This window comes from Bacillus sp. JKS001846, assembly GCF_900176455.1.
In the GTDB taxonomy this organism is placed as follows: Bacteria; Bacillota; Bacilli; order Bacillales; family Bacillaceae_G; genus Bacillus_A; species Bacillus_A cereus.
Genome location: NZ_FWYG01000001.1, coordinates 4,329,376 through 4,347,771, shown reverse-complemented (window position 1 = coordinate 4,347,771; position 18,396 = coordinate 4,329,376). Strand labels below are relative to the sequence as shown.

Below are 18,396 nucleotides of genomic sequence, written 5' to 3'. Positions count from 1 at the left end.
GACAGAATGAAAATTGAAGCAGTTATTTTTGATTGGGCAGGGACAACAGTTGATTACGGATGTTTTGCACCACTAGAAGTATTCATGGAGATTTTTCATAAACGGGGTGTAGCAATTACAGCAGAAGAAGCTCGTAAGCCAATGGGGTTATTAAAAATAGATCATGTAAGGGCACTTACTGAGATGCCTCGTATTGCGAGTGAGTGGAATCGTGTTTTCCGACAATTACCAACAGAAGCAGACATTCAGGAGATGTATGAAGAATTTGAAGAGATTCTCTTCGCTATTTTACCGCGCTATGCTTCGCCGATTAATGGAGTAAAAGAAGTGATTGCTTCTTTACGTGAAAGAGGAATTAAAATTGGTTCAACGACTGGTTATACGAGAGAAATGATGGATATTGTAGCAAAGGAAGCAGCGTTACAAGGATATAAACCTGATTTTCTTGTTACGCCAGATGATGTTCCAGCAGGCCGTCCATATCCATGGATGTGCTATAAAAATGCAATGGAACTTGGTGTGTATCCGATGAACCATATGATAAAAGTTGGGGACACAGTATCAGATATGAAAGAAGGTAGAAATGCTGGAATGTGGACAGTTGGTGTAATTCTTGGCAGTAGCGAGCTCGGTTTAACGGAAGAGGAAGTGGAGAATATGGATTCGGTAGAACTTCGTGAAAAAATAGAAGTAGTTCGCAATCGTTTCGTTGAAAATGGGGCGCACTTTACGATAGAAACGATGCAGGAACTCGAAAGCGTAATGGAACATATCGAGAAACAAGAACTTATTATTTCATAAAAGGGGAATAGGATCATGACTGAAAATCACTACTTATTATTAACACCAGGACCATTAACGACAACAAAATCAGTAAAAGAAGTTATGCTATACGATTGGTGTACGTGGGATGATGAATATAATACGATGGTGCAAGAAGTAAGAGCTAAACTTGTATCGTTAGCGACGAAGGAAGAAGAGAAATATACAACAGTGTTAATGCAAGGAAGCGGTACGTTTTCAGTTGAAGCAGTAATTGGTTCTGTTATTCCGGCAAATGGGAAGATTCTCGTTTGTACAAATGGTGCGTACGGTAAGCGCATTGTGCAAATGGCAGAGATGTTACAGATTGATGTAGTGGTCAGTCAAACAGAAGAGTGGGAACCTACTAATATTGTAGAAGTAGAGAAGTTATTGCAAGAAGATAAAGAGATTACGCATATTGCAGTTGTTCATTGCGAAACGACGACAGGCATTATAAATCCAATTGTAGATGTATGTAAATTAGGAAAACAGTATGGAAAGGTTACAATTGTTGATGCGATGAGTAGTTTCGGCGGGATTGAAATAGACATTGCTGATTTACAAATTGATTTTTTAATTAGTAGTGCGAATAAGTGTATTCAAGGGGTTCCTGGATTCGGATTTGTAATCGCAAAACGTGATGAATTATTGAAGTGTAAAGGGCAAGGACGCTCTTTATCTCTTGATTTATATGATCAATGGGAAACGATGGAAAAACAAAATGGGAAATGGCGTTTTACTTCACCTACACATGTTGTACATGCTTTTTATCAAGCACTACTTGAACTAGAAAAAGAGGGAGGAGTAAGAGCGCGTTACAATCGATATTACAACAATCAAAAACTACTAGTAAATAGAATGGGAGAAATCGGATTTAAGCCACTAGTAGATGAGGAATACCAATCTCCTATTATTACATCTTTCATTTATCCAAAAGAGGGATTCGAGTTTCAACAGTTATATAACGAATTAAAGCGTTATGGATTTGTTATTTACCCTGGGAAAATTTCGAAAGTAGATACGTTCCGCATTGGAAATATCGGTGATGTACATGAACAAGATATTAATCGCTTAGTTGATAGTATTGCTAAAGGAGCTGTTATTGGGTGAAAGTATTTTGCTTAGGTGGAGCAGGTAAAATTTGTCGCGAAGCTATTTTGGATTTAGTTCAATTTTCATCTTTTGAGACAATTACAGTAGCTGATTTTAACGAGGTAGAGGGCCGTAAAGTAGTAGAATGGCTCAACGACCCTCGTGTTGATTTTGTAAAAGTAGATGTAACGGATCACGAGGATACGGTTGCAAAAATGATTGGTTATGACATTGTAATGGACGGTACGACGATAAAGTTAAACAGATTGTCGACCCGCTGTATTGCAGAAGCAGGATGTCACGGTGTGAACTTAAATGGATTTGGTGAAGAAAATGAATCGCATGCTATATTTGTTGAAAATGAAAAGATATGTTTACCTGGATTTGGCATGACGCCGGGTGTAACGCAAATGATGGCAATGCATGCAGCAAATCAATTGGATACTGTAGAGTCTGTCCGTGTAAGTCACGGTTCGTATCGTCCGATTGCTTTTTCTGCATCAATTACAGAGACAACGACATATGAATATGATCCATATTTACCATCGCGTACAGTGTATGAAGATGGTGAATTTAAGCAAGTACCTCCGTTTGCGCGTCCGAGAGAAATAGAATTGCCAGAGCCTTATGGTAAGGCAACGCAGTATATCATTCCGCATTCTGAAACGATTACGCTAGCAAAGGCATTAGAAAATAAAGGTGTCAAACTGATAGAGACGAGAGGAACTTGGCCACAGCAAAATATGCAACTTGTACGTGCTTTATATGATTACGGCATATTGCGTAATGATCAGATTGAAATAAACGGGAAAGAAATAGGCATTATGGATTGTATTTCACAGTATTTATTGCAATCGAAAGAAGGGCAAGAAACAGAGCTTTATGGTTATGCACTTCATGTAGAAGTAATAGGTATGAAAAATAATGAGAAGCAAAGACATGTGTTATATCATACACATCCGTTATCTGATGGTTCTGTTGTAGGATGGGAAAAATTAAGAGCGTATACGAGAAACGTCGGTATTCCATTTGGGATTGCTGCAGAGTTAATTGCAAATGGAAATGTAAATAGGGTGGGTGTTGTTACGCCTGAAGAAGCCTTTGAAAATCCACAATTGATTTTTGATGAGCTAGCAAAGCGCGGTATTCATATTCATGAAGAAGTTTCTACTTATAAAGAAAATTATAGCTTTGTATAAGTAAGGACGTTTATAAGGGAGATATAAATGAGGTGAAGCTATGTCTGTAGTAGGAGAAGAAAGAAAGCGAACCATTCTTGAAAAGGTAGAATTTAAAGGGAAAGTAAAGGTTTCAGAATTAGCGAGAGAATTTGCTGTATCAACAGAAACGATTCGTCGATATTTAGAAGAATTAGATCGTGAAAAGAAGCTGAAAAAAGTGTATGGTGGAGCTGTTCAACTTCCAGGCGCTGGAGTAGAGGCACCAATGTTAGAAAGAGAAATGCTACATATAGAAGAGAAGAAAAGAATTGGTTATAAAGCAGCGACATTTGTAGAAGACGGTGATGTCATTGCAATTGATGATGGAAGTACACCGCTTCAAATGGTTCCATACCTTGTTCATCGTAAAAACTTAACGATTGTAACAAGTTCATTTCCAGTCGCAACACAATTAATTTCTTCTATTAATAAAAAGATGTTTCACGGTGAAGTTTTGTTTATAGGTGGAAAAGTATCTCCAAAGCATTCGCGTGTATCAGGGTCTATTTCTCAGCAAGTCATACAGCAATTTCATTTTCATAAAGCGTTCGTTTCGATTGATGGGTTATTACCTAGTTTTGGAGTTTCCAGCTTTGAATTAGAGAAAGCGAAATTGTCAGAGGCGATGATGAAATTAGCTGAGAAAACATATATTTTATGTGATCATACGAAGGTAGGCGTGAAAGGGAATTATCGTATAGCAGCAATTTCGCGTATTCAACACGTAATTTGTGATAAAAAAATGCCATATAGCTTTGAAGAAGAACTTAAGAAGCATAATATTCAGTGGACAGTTTGTTAAATACAGTGAAAGCACATAAACTCCCGCCTAATTTTTAGGAGGGAGTTTTATTATCTGTAAATCGTAAAATAAAAGATTTGCAGTTATGCAAAAAGTGGACACATTTTCTCACCTCTTTCATATAATTTACCAATACAAAAAAAGTTGGTCGAAGGAAAGAAGGGAGAACATGTCAGAACGAATATATAATAAACTTGTATTGTACGCGAATATTTTGCAAAAAATCGGTGTCATCAATGAGAAGGAAAAAAGTGAAATTCTTCATACGATAGGTAAAAAAGCCCTTTGAATAAAGGGCTTTTTTATTTTTATATCTTTAAAAATATAAATTTAATGTAATATTCTCATTGACAATGATAATGATATTCATTATCATTTATTTGTGGAAAATTGATAATACTTATCAATTGTAAAGATTATATATGATAGGGGATATTATTTTGAAAAAAAATTACATGAAGGCGCTAGTAGTAGCGACAACATTAGCAATTCCATTTGCTACGTACTCTACTCCAGCATTAGCGGCATTAAAAGTTGAAGCAAATCAATCGGTAGCAGCAGCGAGTAATCGCACGTATGATACTGAGATTAAAATATATAAGGACCAAAAAGATGAGCCATCTATGGTTTCTCAATATATAAAAGATCCTAAAGTAACGATTGCAGCTGGCAAAAAAATTGTCACTGTAACAATGCAAGATAGTGATTATTTTCAATATCTTAGAATAGAAGATAGAAACCAGCCTGGTGTATTTCATGATGTGAAGGTTTTGTCAGAAGATAAGAGGAAGAATGGAACGAAAGTAGTTCAATTTGAAATTGGTGAGTTTGAGAAGAAGCACAATATGCAAATGCATATACTTATTCCAGCTATTGGATATGATCACAAATATCAAGTTCAATTTGAAATTAAAGATCCAACTTTAGGTAACAAAGAAACAGAGAAACCAGATGATAACTCTAATTCAGGCAATACGGAAACGGATAATCCAGTTGATAATCAAAATATGATAACAGATAAGAAATTAAGAGAGCTTGTTAATAAAAAAGTATTTAATAGAAAAGATTTAAATACACCAATTACGAAAGAAGATTTATTACAAGTAAAGGATTTGTTTTTAAATACGAATGAGATACTTGATTATAGTGCATTAAAATATATGCCAAATTTAAAATCTTTAACAGTTGCGAATGCGAAGATAAAAGATCCGTCGTTCTTTGCGAACTTAAAGCAATTAAGTCATTTAGCTTTGCGTGGTAATGAATTTTCAGATGTAACGCCACTTGTTAAGATGGATAATTTAGAATCTCTTGATTTAAGTAATAATAAAATTACAAACGTTGCACCACTAACTGAAATGAAAAATGTAAAAAGTTTATTTCTATCAGGCAACCAAATAGAAGATGTAACAGCATTAGCGAAAATGGAACAACTAGATTACTTGAATTTAGCAAATAATAAAATTACGAACGTTGCTCCATTAAGCGCTTTGAAAAATGTAACATACTTAACTTTAGCAGGTAATCAAATTGAAGATATTAAAGCGTTATATTCATTACCTTTAACAGACTTAGTATTAACACGTAATAAAGTTAAAGATTTATCCGGCATTGAGCAAATGAAGCAATTAGAAGAATTGTGGATCGGGAAAAATGAAATAAAAGATGTTACTCCTCTAAGTAAGATGACACAGTTAAAACAATTACACTTACCTAACAATGAGTTAAAGGATATTACGCCATTATCAAGTTTAGTAAACTTACAAAAGCTTGATTTAGAAGCGAATTATATTTCAGACTTATCACCAGTTAGTAATTTGAAAAAATTAGTATTTCTAAGTTTTGTTGCAAATGAAATCCGTGATGTCCGACCAGTTATAGAACTAAGTAAGACGGCTTATATTAATGTCCAAAATCAAAAAGTATTTTTAGAGGAAACAGAAGTAAATAAAGAAGTAAAAGTACCTATATATGAAAAAGATGGTGAGGTTTCTACGAAAATCCGTCTGAAGAGCGATAACGGTACGTATAGTAATGGTGTAGTGAAATGGAGTACACCAGGTGAGAAAATATATGAATTTGGTGTGAAAGATCCATTCGCGGATACAGGAATTTTCTTTACAGGGTCTGTTATTCAAAATGTAGTAGAAAGTAAAGACGGTAATACGTCTAAAGAAGATGAGAAAACAGAAGTGGTAGAATTTAAAGATGTACCAAAGGGACATTGGTCAGAAGAAGCAATTAATTACTTAGCGAAAGAAAAATTATTTATAGGCTATGGAAATGGTGAATTTGGATTTGGTGATAACATTACTCGTGGACAAGTAGCTCTTCTAATACAAAGGTATTTAAAATTAGAAAATAATCTAGTACCAAAAACGGCATTTACAGATACGAAAGGAAATATGTATGAAACGGCTATTGATGCAGTGGTTCAAGCTGGAATTATGACAGGCTATGGAAATGGTATGTTCCGTCCAGATGGAGTATTAACTCGATATGAAATGTCAGTAGTATTACAAAGAGTATTTCAGTTAAAAGAAAATGAAAATAGTGCAGAGAATTTTAAAGATATACCAAATGACCATTGGGCGAAAGGATATGTGAAAGCTTTAGTGGATAATAAAATATCAAAAGGCGATGGGGAAGGGAATTTTTTAGGAGATAATTTCGTAACACGTGAACAATATGCACAGTTTTTATATAATGCAATAAAGAAATAAAGTGAAACTTTAATCAGTGGGGGTTTTGTTCATTCCCCACTGATTATTAGCCCTCACTAATCGGGCTGCCCGTTAATGCGGAATAAAAAATGAGGAAAATACGCTATTCTTTAATTAAAGAGTAGCGTATTTTTATGTACAAAATGAAATAGGAAATAGATAGGAGTATAGACATATGAATAGCCTATTTTAAAGAAGAACCACGAAACTATATTGACAAAAAAGCGTTCTCATGTGATAATTCAATTAATTTTTAGAATAATCAAAAAATATTCCTTTTACATAGAAAGGATTCGAACCTTATATGAATATTATGCCGGGGGTGACGAAATGTTATTTTTTCTGAAGAAATGGAATGAATTAAAAGATGTGAAATCTGAATTGGCACTTCGTGATTGGTTTTATGGTACCAAAATTAGCTTATCGCTATGTACGTCAAAAGAGCCGTTAACATTCTTAGTAAATGTTGAAGGAAGAGATAAAGGGCTATTTTCGGAAGAAGATTTTATTGTCGTAAATTGCATGTGCGAGTCAGTATTTGAAAATGAAGAAAAACCAGCTGCAGAGTCATTTATGCATGCGGATATTTATAAAAAAAGTAGTGCAGGATGTATTTTACAAGTGCAGACTGTAGATAGTCATTTAATATCAGAGTTATATGGGGAAGAAGGAGAAGTAACGTTCGATAAACGCAGTGTGGAGCGTGTTTTCGGAAAAGAAGGTATAACAGAAATGACAATTCCAATTGTAGAAGATGAAAAAAAATTCGCTGATTTATTAGAAAGGAATGTTCCGAATTTCATTGAAGGTGGAGGAGTAGTTCTTGTTCATAATTACGGCATGATTGTGTGGGGAAAAACGCCAGAAGAGGCGAAAAAATGGCTAGAGGGTATAGAATATTTAATGAACTATCATGTAAAGTTATTAATGATTAAGGGGGCAAGGAGCTCTGTTATATAAAAATGGATGTGATATAGCTACAAGTTAATAAATAAATGAAAGCGTTTTAAAAATAATTTCACTCATAAAATATAGGTCTCCTTATTATATATAGATTACATGTTGACATGTAAGGAGGAACATATTTTGCGAGTTAAATATCATTTTCTGCCAAAGCAGCAAGTAACATTTTGCAAAATAAATGATTCTGGTGAAGAGGCACTGCAAATGATGAACGAAACGGGATTTCGAGCCATCCCGGTATTAGCAGAAGATGAGAAGAAATTCACGGGGATTATTTATAAAGTAGATTTATTAGAAAAAAAATGCAATAGCGGATTAGAGCATGTAAGTGCAGGGGATATGCTCGACGATTCCAATGCATTTATTTTTGAAAAGGATTCCTTCTTCAGAGCCTTTTATGTAATTCGTCGGCTTCCGTTTTTAGCCGTGCTAAATGATTATAATGAATTTGTCGGTATGTTAACGCATTCGAATATATTTGATGTTATTGAAGATTCATTTGGTATGCGAACAGGTGGTTATATATTAACAATTGCAACACAAGATTGTAAGGGAACGATTAAAGAGCTTGGGACATTGTTAAAAGCATATAATATCGGTGGCCTATTTACGCTAGATAACGGTGATCAATATATCCGCCGCGTTATTGTAAATATATCAGATGAGTTAGATGAAACAAAATTAAAGCAATTAATCGGAAAAATAGAGAAAAAAGGATTCAGAGTGAGTCACGTAGATTATATTTAAGTTAAAAAGAAAAGTACCTATCTGTTATATATAGATAGGTACTTTTTTGTCCCACTATTTGTGGGTAGTAAAATCCACGCCTCAAAATTTGGTGAAAGCAAAGAAGTTAGGTGGGCGGGTGTTACCTGTAAAAGCCCAATTGGTGAGGCTGATTATATGTGAGTAATGAACTTTATTTTGAAACAGGAGGCGGGGATAATGCTAGATCAGATAAGAAAATAAAGTCTGCATGCTCACGAATTTTAGGGATAGAAGTTTCAATAACGCGTGATGTAATTTCACCTGGGGGGCCCACATGCCCGATAGCTACCATAATAGGTTTTTCTTGAATTTTTTTGATGAGTAATTGGGCTTGTTTTGAAATATGTCCTGCTGTATACACATCATCAAAAAATAGTTGGTTTTCAATAATAGGAACTCCTAATTCTTTTCCGATTTTTGGGACGACACTATTAGGATTCGTTTTACTATCTAAGTAAAATAAACCGTGTTTTTTACAAGCAGCAAGTATAAGGCGAACAATTCTTTCATCCGCTGTTACTTTTGACCCCATATGATTGTTCATTCCAATTGCATGCGGTACTTCTTGAATGGCTTGTTCAAGTCGGTTGTTTATTTCTTCATCGCTTAAATCAGTTGTAATTGCTTTCGGCCCAAGCCATTCTTTTTTACCTTTTATAGGTTCCATTGGCATATGTATAATAACTTCATGGCCTTTCTTATGGGCAGCTATTGCGTCTTCTTTTGTGGAAGGAAGAAAAGGCATAACAGCAACAGTGAGTGGAATGGGAAGTGATAACATTTGATTAGTCCCCTTCATATTATTACCGAAATCATCAATGACAATAGCAACTTTATTCGTATGAGCATTTGCTTGAATAGGAAATAAGAAAGACGGTAAAAACAAAACAATGATGAATAATGCAATCGTATATTTTCGCATATAAATATTTCCTTTCTATTGTTATCCTGCTATTTGTGGGTAGTAAGACTCCCACCTCAACATTGGGCTGGATAGGTGGGAGATTAACTGCCTACCCGATTGGTGAATGCTAATTATCAGTGGGGGCTGAACAAAAAAACACTGATTAAAGTTTCACTTTATCAATCATCATTATGTTTTGCTTTTTTATATAAATTAAACAAAAAATGTCGAAGAAAAGTAGGTGGAAAATTAAGAATCCCCGGTTTACGTAGAATTTATAAAAAAGAAGATGAAAAAAATGTCTATTATTGCGAATGTATTTACAAAGATAGAATAATTTGTAATAATTCTCAAAGTGAGGGTAAAGATTTGTAAATTACAGGGAGAAAATGTTAAATTTTCTGATTCTTCAAATTTGCATATGATTAAGTAGTTAAAAAAAGTCAATGGAGAAGTGAAGTTAAGAGCATGGAAGTATAATAAGGGGGATATGGATGTTTACTGTAAAAAGGAAGTACACATTAGAAAAGCTTTCACGTGATATTCATATGAAACGTGAAGAAATGATTCAACTAGGATTAACAAGTGGGCTAAATAGTAGGGAGACAATTCAAGTTAGTCAAGAATTGGACAAGCTTATTTTACAATATCAATGTTATAAAGAAAAACAAACACCGAAATGGTTTTCAATTATAAAAATACCTATTTTCCAAATCGGGTATGAAGGAAAATCAAATAATTTTTGGCGAATGCTTGTGGCTGGTTTTATGAAATAAGTATAATTACCCTTATAGGATAAGGATAATTATACTATGTGTAACGGAATTTCGATATGAACTGTCGTTCCTTCATTTTCTGTACTGTCGATAAAAATATGCCCATTATACATCTCTACAATTCGTTTACATATGACAAGTCCAAGACCTGTTCCAGTATCTTTATTAGTAAAGAACGGATGAAAGAGGTGTTTTTGAATATGTTGCGGAATCCCTTTTCCAGTATCTGTAATATGCAGTTGTGCGTGTGTTTCATTGTTTTTTACTACAATGGTTAGTGTATCATTAGAAGTCATGGCCTCAATTGCATTTTTGGTAATGTTTAAAACCACTTGTTTCATATGGTCTTTCGAACAACGGATATGAACAGGATGGTCTGGCAAATGTAAATGGAATACAATGTTATGTAAATTCGCCTCAGATTGAATAATTAATGCTACCTCATTTAGAATTGTTCTTACATCATATGTTTGTTCGATGATGGCGGTTGGCTTTCCTAGAATAAGAAATTCACTTACAATTTCATTGATTCGCTCTATTTCTTGTTCAATTACGGAAAAGTAGAACTGATCTTGTTCATCTTTATATTTCTCTTTTAATAGAGCGACGAGTCCTTTAATTCCAGTAAGAGGATTACGGATTTCGTGTGCTGTACTCGCTGCAAAAGTTCCAACTAATTCAATTTTCTGTAGTTCATTTTGTTGTCTTTCAAGTTTTGTTTGACGTTTTAACAACATATATTGAGCAAGCAAAAATAAAATAGACATTAAAAATAAAGTAGCTATACACTCTATTGCAACCCACTGGTATAAGGTTTTTTGATGAATGGGTAATGGAGAAACAGAGACCTTCCAATTTAATCTTTGGAGTGGGGTAGTAAGCATATTAGAATGCGTATCACTTGTGTCGTTATTATCATCGGTTAGAAAAACTACATCATGTTTATCAGTTACCTCAAAATGGTATTGTGGTTTAATGGCATTTAAAGAAGAGGAAATGTAATCAAAGCGTAAACTAGCTAATAATAATCCTGAGAGCTCCTTCTGTTTATTAAATATGGGGGCAGCAATCATAATAGCTTTATGTCCAAGAACGCGATCAGTAATGACTGATGATACAGTGGTTTTTTTAGTTTGGAGCGCGTCTTGAATATATTTACGGTCTGAAACATCTATAGGCTTTGATTCATCTTCAGATGCGATTGTAATGACTCCTTCTGGTGTAGCGTAATATAGACCAGAAAAGCGTGCATCGTTTCCATCTGTATCATGTACAATTTGTTTAATGCCATTTATATTACCAGTCTCGGTGCCTACAACTTTTGCAAGCATGTCTAAAGCAGAAATTGCTTCACCAAGATGATGATCCAAATAATCTCTATATAAAAAGAGAACTGTATGAGCAGATAATTTGTTTTCCTGTTTCATTTTATATGTATGATACGAATAAAATGTAGCACCAATCCCTATTGTCGGTAGGATAACAAGCAATATATATATAATTATGCTTTGGAATTTGACTTTCAAATGTGGTACTCCTTCTTTTTTTATTATCATTATATATAAACTATGTTAAAATTGTCATGTTTTTATTCAAGAATGATTTTTAATATATTAGGGGAGAGGAAATGGATGAGTGAATGCTCATTCGGAATTCACATGAAGTATGAAGTGGTATTTTCTTTTTATTGCTGAGAATTTAAGTGAAGGGTTGAAAGTTGTATGACATCAAATAATGAACGAGAAGATATTTCTCAATCTTTAAAAGTATTTATTGCATTATCTCGTGTACATCGTTCTGTTATGGATACTACAAATAAATCTATACAAAGTAACGGGTTAAATCCAACTGAATTTGCTGTATTAGAACTGCTATATCATAAAGGCGGTCAACCACTCCAGCAAATTGGTGAGCGCATTTTAATAGCTAGTGGCAGCATTACATATGTTGTAGATAAGTTGGAGAAAAAGGGATTAGTAAAGAGAATCCCATGTCCGAATGACAGACGTGTTATTTACGCGCAATTAACTGAGTCTGGCGAGAACTTTATTGCTTCTATTTTTCCGGGGCATGAGAAAGTTATACATCAGTCTTTTGAAATGTTAACGAAAGATGAAAAAGATGAATTACTTGATTTATTAAAAAAAATTGGGAAGTATGAAAAATAATATGTTCCAAAGGAGCTTTGGATAAATAAATCCAAGGCTTTTTTATTTGTAATGAACTCATGGCAGTCACTGCCGAAATTTGTTGGAAATTAAGAGGGGATTCGAGAATACGTATTGAATTATAATAAAGGTATGTAATGGAGAGGAGGCTCGTTCATGTCATTTAAAGACTATGAATATAAACGCCCAAATATTGAAGAGTTAAAAGAGAAATTTACTGTTGCTTTAGAGAAGTTTGATAACGCAAAAACTGTAGAAGAACAAAAACAAGTCATTCATTCAATTAATGAGATTCGCAACGATTTTGGTACAATGGGAAACCTTTGTTACATTCGCCATTCTGTTGATACGACGGATACTTTTTATAAGGAGGAGCAGGATTTCTTTGATGAATTCTCTCCAGTTGTACAAGGATATGGTACAAAATATTATAAGGCACTCATTAATTCTCCATTTCGTGAAGAATTAGAGGCGTATTATGGAAAACAATTATTTGCTCTAGCAGAATGTGATTTAAAAACATATTCAGATGAAGTCGTGAAAGATTTACAATTAGAAAATAAATTATCATCGCAATATACACAGTTATTAGCATCTGCAAAAATTGACTTTGCTGGAGAAGAAAGAACGTTATCGCAACTGATTCCGTTTATGCAAGGAAAAGAAAGAAGCGAACGTAAAGCAGCAAGTGAAGCATACTACGGATTTTTAGCTGGAAATGAGGAAGAACTAGATCGTATTTATGATGAGCTTGTTAAAGTGAGAACGAAAATCGCAAAATCTTTAGGTTTCAAAAACTTTGTTGAACTTGGATATGCAAGAATGTACCGTACAGATTATAATGCGGAGATGGTGGCTAATTACCGTCAGCAAGTGCTAGATTATATCGTTCCCGTTACAACGGAATTAAGAAAGCGACAACAAGCACGTATCGGTGTAGAGAAGTTAGCTTATTACGACGAAAACTTTGAGTTTGCTACAGGTAACCCAACTCCAAAAGGAGATGCGGATTGGATTGTTGATCATGGAAAGACAATGTATAAAGAGTTATCGGTTGAAACAGATGAATTTTTCAATTTCATGCTAGATAATGATTTATTAGATTTAGTTGCGAAAAAAGGAAAAGCTGGTGGCGGATATTGTACATATATTGAGAATTATAAAGCGCCATTTATTTTCTCAAACTTCAATGGAACATCTGGTGACATTGATGTATTAACACATGAAGCAGGTCATGCTTTCCAAGTATATGAAAGTCGTAAATTTGAAATTCCAGAATATAATTGGCCAACATATGAGGCATGTGAAATCCACTCTATGAGTATGGAATTCTTTACATGGCCATGGATGAAGCTATTCTTTGAAGAAGATGCAGATAAATATTACTTCTCTCACTTAAGTTCAGCACTTCTGTTTTTACCTTATGGTGTATCTGTTGATGAATATCAACATTGTGTATATGAAAATCCTGAAGCATCACCTGAAGAGCGTAAGACAGCATGGCGTAACATAGAGAAGAAATATTTACCACATCGTGATTATGAGGATAATGATTATTTAGAGCGCGGTGGTTTTTGGCAACGTCAAGGGCATATTTATAGCTCACCGTTCTATTATATTGATTACACGCTTGCTCAAATTTGTGCGCTACAATTTTGGAAACGTGCAAGAGATAATAGACAAGAGGCTTGGGAAGATTATGTGAATCTGTGCCAACAAGGTGGAAGTAAATCGTTCTTAGAATTAGTAGAAGTTGCAAATTTAACATCACCATTTGCTGAAGGCTGTGTGAAAAGTGTTATTACAGAAATTGAAGCATGGTTACATGCGATTGACGACACAAAATTGTAAAAAACATGCGCTTTTTTTCACATGTTTAACATCGACATAATGGGAAAATGATGAGATAATAAAAGAAAATTCAGAATACTAAAGAGGTGTTTCTAATAAGGAGCACCTCTTTTCACAAACAAAAGGGGGGAACAAGTATGCTTCAATCTAATATGGATGTAAGTTTAGAAAGTTTAGTAAACTCATTACAGTCTACTCGAAGCACGCTATTATCAGAAATTGAAATGTTAAATGACACAGAAGTGAATGTAAAGCCACGCCGTGATAAATGGAGCATTATTCAAATTTTACACCACTTGCATTTAGTTGAACAATCTGTCACGTCTGCCCTTGTATATGCTTTACAAAAAAAGGAAAGAAACATGACTCCATTTAAAGACCTCCAACTTACGCTTGATCGCACACATAAACGAGAAGCTCCTCAGCAAATGCAACCAACAGAAACTTTAATGAAAAAACAGCAAGGAATTCAATTGCTAGAACATTCACGCCAAGAACTATTACACGCGCTTCATAGTGTTATAGATGAAAAAGATTTATTTGAAAATGGATTAAAGCATCCTGTTTTTAATGATCTGAATTTGTATCAATGGGTTCAATTTCTTGATTTGCATGAACAAAGACATCTTACGCAGTTAAAAGAGGCGAAACATGCAATTTTGCAACGCTAAAGTGGAAGAAGTGGGAAACCACTTCTTTTTTGATACGTGCATAGTTTTCTTTCTTATTTTGGAATACTACATGGAGAAAGAAAAGAAGGAGTTGAAAAAACATGTCTAAGAAGAAGCGAGAAGAAGAGCGCGCCTGGAAAGCACGTAAAGAAAATCAACAACCGCACGGAAAAGTGAAAGCTTTTGCTGAATTAGTTGAAGGAACAGAAAAAACGTGATGAGTATTTCATCACGTTTTTTGTATGAGTGGAAAAGTTAATAAAAAGGTTGTACCGATTCCTTTTTCACTTATAATATCAATTTTTCCATTCATAGCTTGAACAACACTGAATACGACCATCATTCCAAGTCCAGTACCTTTTTCTTTCGTTGAATAAAAAGGAGAGCCAAGACGTTTTACTTGTTCTGAATCCATACCGACTCCTGTATCTTTTATATATAACTGAATATGCTTATGATCAGGAACTAATGTGAAATAAAGATCACCGCCTTTTGGCATAGCCTCAATGCAATTTTTTAAAATATTTAATAAACATTGATTTAGTTTTTGCTTTTCACCAGCGATAAAAAAAGAAGTGCTTTGCTTTATATAATGAGTACGTACATTTGTTAAATTAGTAAGCGGTGTAATTAACGACAATGCATGTAGTAATTCTTCTTCTAACTGTAATGTTTGTTCTTTTTCAATGCTTGGTTTAGCAAAGGTTAAATAATCTGTAAGAACATGATTTGCTTGTTCGATGCCGTTAATGGCAATGTCGATATACAATTTTCGTTCCTGCTCAGTACAGGTATCTGATTGTAACAGTTGTAAAAAACCTTTCGTTGAAGTTAATGGATTGCGAATTTCATGAGAGATAGACGCTGCCATTTCACCAATTAAATGAAACTTTTCAGCATTTATAAGTTCGTTTTGGAGACGAACTTGAGTTTGTAATATGTGCAGTAAATATAAAATTAGAATCGTACCAAGCATTGAACATAACTCATACACAATAATATGCAGTATATAATCAGTCTTATTTGTAACCTTTGAAAGGAAGAAGGGTATCCAACTAAATCCGTATGTGAGACTGTAGATAATAGCAAGTGTTATTTTTATACGATTAGAAGTTTGATTAAAAAATTTATATGTTAATAGTAGAACAATAAATAGAAGAACAGAACCGATAAGAGATGGGAAAACACCTACCCCACCTAATAATAAGCGATATATGTTTAATACAACTAAGATAGAACCACCAGCAATAGGCCCTCCCGTTAATGTACCGACAATTAATACAATATGGCGCATATCAAATTGAAAACCATTATTTGTTTTTGCTGCAAATGTAATACAGAGTACGGTAGCAAGGCAACAGAGTACAATGAATATAGCTGAATTTAATTTAGGAGAGCGTTTCCCTTTTTGATTCCAAAATAAATGATATACGAGCATTGTAATCAGGATGAATAATATATTTAAAAAGAGATAAATAATAAAGGATTTCAGTGGGATGCCTCCTCTCTTCTTAGATTAAATTAATCATACTATAAAATGAAAGAAATGAAATAATAAATAGCGGAAAAATCAGAAATTTTTACGCTAGTATACAATATGTTACAATAAGCTGTGTCAATGAAAGAAGAAATTCCGTGCATCGCGCGGGAGAGGTTCGCGAACTCCCTCTATAAAAAACTATGGAAACAACAATATCCTTAGGTATTGTTTTGTTTTTTTATTGTGACAGTTCAAGAACGTTCTTTCTTCTTATTTATAGTAGAGAAGGAGAATGAGTGAAATGAAAAAAGAAAAAGCAGTTGTTGTTTTTAGTGGAGGACAAGATAGTACGACATGTTTATTTTGGGCAATAGAGCAGTTTGCAGAGGTAGAAGCTGTAACGTTTAATTACAATCAACGTCATAAGCTAGAAATTGATTGTGCAGCGGAAATTGCAAAAGAACTAGGAATAAAGCATACGGTACTAGATATGAGTCTATTAAATCAACTTGCTCCAAATGCGTTAACCAGAACGGATATGGAGATTACACATGAAGAAGGTGAATTGCCATCGACATTTGTAGATGGACGAAATTTACTCTTCTTATCATTTGCTGCTGTATTAGCAAAACAAGTTGGAGCACGTCATATTGTAACGGGTGTATGTGAAACTGATTTCAGTGGTTATCCAGACTGCCGTGACGTGTTTGTGAAATCGTTAAATGTTACTTTAAATTTATCTATGGATTACCCGTTTGTCATTCACACGCCACTTATGTGGATTGATAAGGCTGAAACATGGAAATTATCAGATGAACTTGGAGCATTTGAGTTTGTTCGAGAAAAAACATTAACATGTTATAACGGAATCATTGGTGATGGTTGCGGTGAATGTCCAGCATGTCAACTTCGTAAAGCAGGATTAGATACGTACCTACAAGAACGCGAAGGAGCGAATAACTAATGGATAACTTTTTTGGATTTCGCATCGTAGAGAATTTGCAAAAAATGGACAAGGATATTCAGCGTAAACAACTCAAATACCATAATAAAAGAGTAATGGTCAGCAAGGAATTTACATTTGATGCAGCACACCATTTACACTGTTATGAAGGGAAATGTAAAAACTTACACGGTCACACATATAAAGTTGTATTTGGAATTAGTGGATATGTAAATGAAATAGGTCTTGCAATTGACTTTGGAGATATAAAAGAAATTTGGAAAAATGAAATCGAAATTTATCTAGATCATCGTTATTTAAACGAAACGTTACCTGCAATGAATACGACTGCTGAAAATATGGTCGTTTGGATTTATGAAAAGATGGCAGAAGCACTAACAAAAGAGAATCGAGTGAACGAATATAAAGGAGCTCGCGTTGAATTTGTTCGTCTATTTGAGACGCCGACTAGTTATGCGGAAGTAAGACGGGAGTGGATGCTTGATGAGTAAAATCCCTGTCTTAGAAATATTCGGTCCGACTATTCAAGGTGAAGGAATGGTTGTAGGGCAAAAAACAATGTTTATTCGTACAGCTGGTTGTGATTATAGCTGTGCTTGGTGTGATTCTGCTTTTACGTGGGATGGATCAGCTAAAGATCAAATTAGACAGATGACACCAGAAGATATTTGGGATGAGCTTGTTGCAATTGGAGGAGAAAATTTTTCTCATGTTACGATTTCAGGTGGAAATCCGGCATTGCTGAAAAATATTGAGTTTCTTCTTTCTATATTAAAAGAAAATGGAATGCGAACGGCAATTGAAACGCAAGGGAGTAAATGGCAAGATTGGTTACTTCAAATTGATGAGGTAACAATTTCTCCAAAACCACCAAGTTCAACGATGAAAACAGATTTTCATAAGTTAGATGCTATTATTCAGAAACTAGCAGGAAAAGATATTAGTTTAAAAGTAGTAGTATTCGATGATCATGATTTTGAATATGCAGTTAAGATGCACGAACGTTATCCAAAGGTACCATTTTTCTTACAAGTAGGAAACGATGATACAAAAACAGTGGATGATGCGATGCTTATAAAAAATTTATTAGATAAGTATGAATGGCTGATTGATAAAGCTGTAAATTGTAAAGAGATGAATGATGCAAAAGTATTGCCTCAGCTTCATGCGTTAGTATGGGGAAATAAGCGCGGCGTATAACGAGAAGGGA

Annotated in this window: 18 protein-coding genes and 1 riboswitch; of the genes, 15 read left to right on the top strand and 3 right to left on the bottom strand. The window is 34.3% G+C overall.

Annotated features, from left to right (window positions below):
• Positions 1–6: 6 nt before the first annotated feature.
• From phnX to cbpA, 7 genes are all read left to right on the top strand, one after another.
• Positions 7–801, top strand: a complete 795-nt coding sequence (gene phnX, locus B9A45_RS23215) for a phosphonoacetaldehyde hydrolase (RefSeq protein ID WP_000687366.1) — start codon at positions 7–9, stop codon at positions 799–801.
• A 15-nt stretch (positions 802–816) separates the two neighbouring features.
• Complete coding sequence (phnW, locus tag B9A45_RS23210; RefSeq protein ID WP_000138230.1) at positions 817–1,914, top strand: 2-aminoethylphosphonate--pyruvate transaminase; 1,098 nt, start codon at positions 817–819, stop codon at positions 1,912–1,914.
• Positions 1,911–3,095, top strand: a complete 1,185-nt coding sequence (locus B9A45_RS23205; RefSeq protein WP_000862174.1) for a saccharopine dehydrogenase family protein — start codon at positions 1,911–1,913, stop codon at positions 3,093–3,095. The genes phnW and B9A45_RS23205 overlap by 4 nt, the downstream gene beginning before the upstream one ends.
• A gap of 40 nt (positions 3,096–3,135) precedes the next feature.
• The gene (locus B9A45_RS23200; RefSeq protein WP_000117667.1) at positions 3,136–3,918 is read left to right on the top strand and encodes a DeoR/GlpR family DNA-binding transcription regulator; all 783 of its coding nucleotides are present in this window, start codon (positions 3,136–3,138) and stop codon (positions 3,916–3,918) included.
• Between the two features lie 422 nt (positions 3,919–4,340).
• Positions 4,341–6,641 (top strand): NEAT domain-containing leucine-rich repeat protein, encoded by a 2,301-nt coding sequence (locus tag B9A45_RS23190; protein WP_084065175.1) that lies wholly within the window; start codon positions 4,341–4,343, stop codon positions 6,639–6,641.
• A 330-nt stretch (positions 6,642–6,971) separates the two neighbouring features.
• Positions 6,972–7,601, top strand: a complete 630-nt coding sequence (locus B9A45_RS23185) for a class II aldolase/adducin family protein (protein WP_000896005.1) — start codon at positions 6,972–6,974, stop codon at positions 7,599–7,601.
• Positions 7,602–7,727: 126 nt separating this feature from the next.
• Positions 7,728–8,351, top strand: a complete 624-nt coding sequence (gene cbpA, locus B9A45_RS23180) for a cyclic di-AMP binding protein CbpA (RefSeq protein WP_001264207.1) — start codon at positions 7,728–7,730, stop codon at positions 8,349–8,351.
• A gap of 172 nt (positions 8,352–8,523) precedes the next feature.
• Here the strand turns inward: cbpA and B9A45_RS23175 are convergent, their stop codons facing one another.
• Positions 8,524–9,294, bottom strand: coding sequence for a divergent polysaccharide deacetylase family protein (locus B9A45_RS23175; RefSeq protein WP_001234107.1), 771 nt, complete (start codon positions 9,292–9,294; stop codon positions 8,524–8,526).
• 476 nt (positions 9,295–9,770) lie between these two features.
• On the opposite strand from B9A45_RS23175, the gene B9A45_RS23165 reads away from it, so the two are divergent.
• Positions 9,771–10,052 carry an aspartyl-phosphate phosphatase Spo0E family protein gene (locus tag B9A45_RS23165; protein ID WP_000495536.1) on the top strand — a complete coding sequence of 94 codons (282 nt, stop codon included), beginning with the start codon at positions 9,771–9,773 and terminating at the stop codon, positions 10,050–10,052.
• A 29-nt stretch (positions 10,053–10,081) separates the two neighbouring features.
• On the opposite strand, the gene B9A45_RS23160 is transcribed toward B9A45_RS23165, so the two are convergent.
• Positions 10,082–11,578 carry a DUF3149 domain-containing protein gene (locus tag B9A45_RS23160; protein ID WP_000865053.1) on the bottom strand — a complete coding sequence of 499 codons (1,497 nt, stop codon included), beginning with the start codon at positions 11,576–11,578 and terminating at the stop codon, positions 10,082–10,084.
• Positions 11,579–11,773: 195 nt separating this feature from the next.
• On the opposite strand from B9A45_RS23160, the gene B9A45_RS23155 reads away from it, so the two are divergent.
• The 4 genes from B9A45_RS23155 to B9A45_RS32860 all read left to right on the top strand — a co-directional run bounded on the left by B9A45_RS23155 (position 11,774) and on the right by B9A45_RS32860 (position 14,960).
• A complete protein-coding gene (locus B9A45_RS23155) occupies positions 11,774–12,220 on the top strand; it encodes a MarR family winged helix-turn-helix transcriptional regulator (RefSeq protein ID WP_000203336.1) in 447 nt (148 codons plus the stop codon).
• 156 nt (positions 12,221–12,376) lie between these two features.
• Entirely contained in the window at positions 12,377–14,071 is a 1,695-nt protein-coding gene (locus B9A45_RS23150; protein WP_084065170.1) for a M3 family oligoendopeptidase, read from the top strand.
• Positions 14,072–14,208: 137 nt separating this feature from the next.
• On the top strand, positions 14,209–14,742 hold the full coding sequence (locus tag B9A45_RS23145) for a DinB family protein (protein WP_000941970.1): 534 nt from the start codon (positions 14,209–14,211) through the stop codon (positions 14,740–14,742).
• 101 nt (positions 14,743–14,843) lie between these two features.
• Positions 14,844–14,960, top strand: coding sequence for a DUF6254 family protein (locus B9A45_RS32860; RefSeq protein WP_000038355.1), 117 nt, complete (start codon positions 14,844–14,846; stop codon positions 14,958–14,960).
• A gap of 11 nt (positions 14,961–14,971) precedes the next feature.
• Here B9A45_RS32860 and kinB read toward each other — a convergent pair whose 3' ends face one another.
• Positions 14,972–16,180 (bottom strand): sporulation sensor histidine kinase KinB, encoded by a 1,209-nt coding sequence (gene kinB, locus B9A45_RS23135; RefSeq protein WP_000964152.1) that lies wholly within the window; start codon positions 16,178–16,180, stop codon positions 14,972–14,974.
• Positions 16,181–16,386: 206 nt separating this feature from the next.
• Positions 16,387–16,430, top strand: a riboswitch (PreQ1 riboswitch).
• A gap of 93 nt (positions 16,431–16,523) precedes the next feature.
• On the opposite strand from kinB, the gene queC reads away from it, so the two are divergent.
• The 3 genes from queC to queE are packed head-to-tail and all read left to right on the top strand — an operon-like array spanning position 16,524 to position 18,386.
• On the top strand, positions 16,524–17,186 hold the full coding sequence (gene queC, locus B9A45_RS23130) for a 7-cyano-7-deazaguanine synthase QueC (protein ID WP_000711595.1): 663 nt from the start codon (positions 16,524–16,526) through the stop codon (positions 17,184–17,186).
• The gene (gene queD, locus B9A45_RS23125) at positions 17,186–17,677 is read left to right on the top strand and encodes a 6-carboxytetrahydropterin synthase QueD (RefSeq protein ID WP_000368414.1); all 492 of its coding nucleotides are present in this window, start codon (positions 17,186–17,188) and stop codon (positions 17,675–17,677) included. Before queC ends, queD begins: the two co-directional genes overlap by 1 nt.
• Complete coding sequence (gene queE / locus B9A45_RS23120; protein ID WP_000036298.1) at positions 17,670–18,386, top strand: 7-carboxy-7-deazaguanine synthase QueE; 717 nt, start codon at positions 17,670–17,672, stop codon at positions 18,384–18,386. The genes queD and queE overlap by 8 nt, the downstream gene beginning before the upstream one ends.
• Positions 18,387–18,396 lie beyond the last annotated feature (10 nt).

Bases quoted from the DNA above. Each gene is read 5' to 3' on its own strand.
- phnX (WP_000687366.1), top strand. From the start codon at position 7: ATGAAAATTGAAGCAGTTATTTTTGATTGGGCAGGGACAACAGTTGAT.
- phnW (WP_000138230.1), top strand. From the start codon at position 817: ATGACTGAAAATCACTACTTATTATTAACACCAGGACCATTAACGACA.
- B9A45_RS23200 (WP_000117667.1), top strand. From the start codon at position 3,136: ATGTCTGTAGTAGGAGAAGAAAGAAAGCGAACCATTCTTGAAAAGGTA.
- B9A45_RS23190 (WP_084065175.1), top strand. From the start codon at position 4,341: ATGATAGGGGATATTATTTTGAAAAAAAATTACATGAAGGCGCTAGTA.
- B9A45_RS23185 (WP_000896005.1), top strand. From the start codon at position 6,972: ATGTTATTTTTTCTGAAGAAATGGAATGAATTAAAAGATGTGAAATCT.
- B9A45_RS23175 (WP_001234107.1), bottom strand. From the start codon at position 9,294: ATGCGAAAATATACGATTGCATTATTCATCATTGTTTTGTTTTTACCG.
- B9A45_RS23165 (WP_000495536.1), top strand. From the start codon at position 9,771: ATGTTTACTGTAAAAAGGAAGTACACATTAGAAAAGCTTTCACGTGAT.
- B9A45_RS23155 (WP_000203336.1), top strand. From the start codon at position 11,774: ATGACATCAAATAATGAACGAGAAGATATTTCTCAATCTTTAAAAGTA.
- B9A45_RS23150 (WP_084065170.1), top strand. From the start codon at position 12,377: ATGTCATTTAAAGACTATGAATATAAACGCCCAAATATTGAAGAGTTA.
- B9A45_RS23145 (WP_000941970.1), top strand. From the start codon at position 14,209: ATGCTTCAATCTAATATGGATGTAAGTTTAGAAAGTTTAGTAAACTCA.
- B9A45_RS32860 (WP_000038355.1), top strand. From the start codon at position 14,844: ATGTCTAAGAAGAAGCGAGAAGAAGAGCGCGCCTGGAAAGCACGTAAA.
- kinB (WP_000964152.1), bottom strand. From the start codon at position 16,180: ATGCTCGTATATCATTTATTTTGGAATCAAAAAGGGAAACGCTCTCCT.
- queC (WP_000711595.1), top strand. From the start codon at position 16,524: ATGAAAAAAGAAAAAGCAGTTGTTGTTTTTAGTGGAGGACAAGATAGT.
- queD (WP_000368414.1), top strand. From the start codon at position 17,186: ATGGATAACTTTTTTGGATTTCGCATCGTAGAGAATTTGCAAAAAATG.
- queE (WP_000036298.1), top strand. From the start codon at position 17,670: ATGAGTAAAATCCCTGTCTTAGAAATATTCGGTCCGACTATTCAAGGT.